This is a genomic window from Calidithermus terrae (genome assembly GCF_003574345.1).
Classification (GTDB): Bacteria; Deinococcota; Deinococci; order Deinococcales; family Thermaceae; genus Calidithermus; species Calidithermus chliarophilus.
Genome location: NZ_QXDL01000301.1, coordinates 1 through 3,673 on the forward strand (window position 1 = coordinate 1; position 3,673 = coordinate 3,673).

Annotated in this window: 3 protein-coding genes; all 3 read left to right on the forward strand. The window is 70.2% G+C overall.

Annotation, left to right across the window (positions count from 1 at the left end):
* Window positions 1-370 precede the first annotated feature (370 nt).
* Window positions 371-1,345 carry a GTP 3',8-cyclase MoaA gene (moaA, locus tag Mterra_RS19675; protein WP_119316667.1) on the forward strand — a complete coding sequence of 325 codons (975 nt, stop codon included), beginning with the start codon at window positions 371-373 and terminating at the stop codon, window positions 1,343-1,345.
* A 69-nt stretch (window positions 1,346-1,414) separates the two neighbouring features.
* Window positions 1,415-2,242, forward strand: a complete 828-nt coding sequence (locus Mterra_RS19680) for a UbiA prenyltransferase family protein (protein ID WP_119316668.1) — start codon at window positions 1,415-1,417, stop codon at window positions 2,240-2,242.
* Window positions 2,239-3,673, forward strand: a 1,435-nt coding sequence (locus Mterra_RS19685) for a PEP/pyruvate-binding domain-containing protein (RefSeq protein ID WP_275054869.1), incomplete at its 3' end; no start/stop codon positions are given. The genes Mterra_RS19680 and Mterra_RS19685, both read left to right, overlap by 4 nt.

A 3,673-nucleotide genomic window follows, 5' to 3' on the forward strand; every position in this document is an offset into this window, starting at 1 on the left:
CGTACGTCGTACGTCTTACGCCGAACGCAAGATGCGAAACGCGAGACGACTTGTTCCCCCCTTGCCAAGGGGGGAACAAGTCGTCTCGCGTTTCGCATCTTGCGTTCGGCGTAAGACGTACGACGTACGACCCGCGTCTCGCGTTTTGCGTCTGGCGTTTCGCGTCTTGCGTTTCGCGTCTGGCGTTTCGCGTCTGGTGTTTGGCGTTCGGCGTACGGCGTAGGACGTACGACGCACGACCCGCGCCCGCGTTTAGCTATCAGCTATGGGCCATCGACCATCGACCCCCTCAGGGATATTTGTAACCCCCCTGACGCCCTAAGCTGAGCGTGTTGCAGTATCATGCGACACGACCCAGGGAGCGACCGGCATGAAACTACTCGATAACTATGGCCGCCTCATCAAGGACTTGCGCCTGTCGGTGACGCCGCGTTGCAACCTGCACTGCCTGTACTGCCACCCGCTGGGCTGGGAGATGACCGAGCCGCCCGGCACCGTCACGGTGGAGGACGTGCGCAACTTCCTGGGGGCCATGCGGCTGCTGGGCCTCGAGTCGGTGCGCTTCACCGGCGGGGAGCCGCTGGTGCGCAAGGAGCTGCCCGAGATGGTCGCGGCGGCCCGCGGGCTGGGCATCGAGGACATCGCCATCACCACCAACGGGATGCTCTTCAAGCGCAAGGCCAAGGAGCTCAAGGACGCCGGGCTGAGGCGCATGAACCTCTCGATGGACTCCGTGACCCCCGAGGTCTTCCGCACCATGACCCGCGGGGGCGACGTCCGGCGCGTGTGGGAGGCCATCGAGACCGCCTTCGAGCTGGGCTTGGGGCCCGTCAAGCTCAACGCGGTGATGATCCGGGGCATGAACGAGGGGGAGGTGATCCCCCTGGCCTCGCTCTCGCTGGACAAGCCGCTGCACGTGCGCTTCCTCGAGTACATGCACCTCGACAACTCCAACCCCGAGCTCTACCGGCAGCGCTTCATCGCTGGCCGGGAGACCAAGGCCGTCATCGAGCGGCACTTCGGCCCGCTGGAGAAGCTCGAGGACGACCCCAGCGCCCCGGCGCGGCTGTACCGGATCCCGGGCGCGGTGGGCACGGTCGGCTTCATCAACCCGGTGATGGAGCCCTTCTGCTCCAACTGCTCGCGCCTGCGCCTGACCTCCGACAAGAAGCTGCGGCCCTGCCTGCTCACCGACCTCGAGATGGACATCGCCTGGGCCTTCGAAGCGCCCAACCCGCTCGAGGCCCTCGTGGACGCCATCCTCATCGCCACCGACCGCAAGCCCGCCTTCGGCAACACCCTGCCGACGCTGCGCGAGCGGGTGATGGTGGGCATCGGCGGCTGAAGCGGCCCGGGCGTGCTGAGTAATTTTCCCGTAGCGCCGCTGCGCCCCGACCCCCCATAATCACCCCCGATGCAGCGCTGGCTCACCTACCAACGCGAGCGCTTCCCCCTGGCCCAGTACGCGCCGCTGGTGCTCGTCACCGGCTTTTGCGTGCTGCGCTACGCGGGCGATTTCCCCGGCTGGGGGCCCTACCTCGCCGTGAGCCTCCTCAGCCTGCTGCTCTACCTGCAACTGCGCGTCCTCGACGAGTTCAAGGACTACCACGACGACCTGGCCCACCGCCCCTACCGCCCGGTGGCGCGGGGCCTGATCCGCCTGGGCGAGCTGGCCTGGCTGGGCCTGGGGGCCGCGGCGCTGCAAGCCCTGCTGTGCGCCTGGCTGATGCCGTCGGCGCTGCCCGTGCTGGCGCTGGTGTGGGCCTACATGGCGCTGATGGGCAAGGAGTTCTTCGCCCACGGCTGGCTGGCGGCCCGCCCGGTGGCCTACCTGCTGAGCCACCTCCTCGTCGTGCCGCTGATGCAGGTCTTCGTGGGGCTGTGGGGCGGCCTGCGGGCCGAAGGGGTGCCGGGGCTGGCGGCGCTGAGCCTCTGCGCCGGGGCCTTGATGGAGCTGGGCCGCAAGATCCGGCTGCCGCAGGAGGAAGAGGCCGGGGTCCAGACCTACAGCGCCCTGTGGGGCTGGCGGCGGGCGCTGGCGGTGTGGGCCGCGGTGGCGGCGGCGGGGGCGCTGGCGGCGGCCTGGGCCAGCGGGCGAGCCTGGCCTTTGTTCGCGCTGGCCGGTCTTTTGCTGGCGATTTCGCAGATGTACCAGCGTCCTGAGCGCGGGCTGTCTACAATCAGTGCTATCTCCGCGCTGTGGGTGGTCGTGCTGTATCTCGCGCTGGCATTCCGCCTATGAAGCTCATTCCCCCGGATTCCCCCGCAGATCGCTCGAGCCTGGGCGGCAAGGCCTGGGCGCTGGGCCGGCTCGAGGGCTTCCCCGTCCCGCCCTTCGTGGTGGTGACGCCCACAGCCTTCGCCCGCAGCCTTCGCCCGCGGCAGCTCGAGCTCCTCGAGGCCGGGCGGTTCGAAGCGCTGTTCGAGGACCTGCGGCTCGAGCCCGCCCTGGCGGAGGCGCTGCTGGGGGCCCTCCCCGAGGCCGGGTCCTACGCGGTGCGCTCCTCCGCCGCCGACGAGGACGGGGCGGGGCACTCCTTCGCCGGGCAGTTCGAGTCCTTCCTGAACGTGCCCCGCGAGCGGGTGCCCGAGTTCGTGGTGAGGGTGTGGGCTTCGGGCTTCGGCGAGCGCAGCCGGGCCTACCGCGAGGCGCGGGGCCTGCCGCCGGCCGCCAAGCCCCCGGCGGTGCTGGTGCAGGCCATGGTGAAGGCGGAGGTGGCCGGGGTCTGCTTCAGCCGCGACCCGCTGGACGGCTCGAGGGCCTGCGTGATCGCGGCGGTGGAGGGGCTGGGCGACAAGCTGGTCTCCGGCGAGGCGCAGGGCCAGACCTACCGCGTGCAGGACGGCGCCGTGCAGATGCCCGAGGGGGCCTTGCTCAGCCGGGAGGGGGCGCTCGAGGTCGCCGCGCTGGCGTCGCGCTGCGAGGCCCGCTTCGGCAGTCCCCAGGACATCGAGTGGGCGGTGCAGGGCGGCAGGCTCTACCTGCTCCAGTCGCGCCCCATCACCACGCCGACCGCGGCGCCCCCCGAGGCGGGCGAGCCCACCTGGTGGGACAACTCCAACATCATCGAGAGCTACAGCGGCGTGACCACCCCCCTCACCTTCTCCTTCGCCAGCCGGGCCTACCGGCAGGTCTACCGCCGCCTGGTGCGCTTGTTCGGGGTGCCGCAGGGCCTCGTCGAGGCCAACGGCCACGTCTTCGACGGCATGATCGGGCTGGTGAAGGGGCGGGTGTACTACAACCTCAGCCACTGGTACAAGGCGCTGGCCCTGCTGCCGGGCTTCTCGGTCAACCGGGGCTTCATGGAGCAGATGATGGGCGTGGCCGAGGGGATGCCCGAGGGCCTGCGGGTGGAGGTGAGCCGCTCGAGGGCCCAGGACGCGCTCTACCTGGCCCGGACCGTGCTGGGGCTCCTCACCAGCTACCTCCTGCTCCCCCGCTACGAGCGGGCCTTCTACGCCCGCCTGGAGGCCGCGCTCGACAAGGCCGACCTCTCGCGCCTGGACTTCACCGGCCTGGCCCGGCGCTACCGGCGGCTCGAGGCCGCCCTGCTCAACCGCTGGGACGCGCCCTTGATCAACGACTTCTTCTGCATGGTCTTCTACGGCCTGCTGCGCCGCCTGGGCCAGCGCTGGCTGGGCGGGGAGGGCGCGTTGCACAACGACCTGGTGG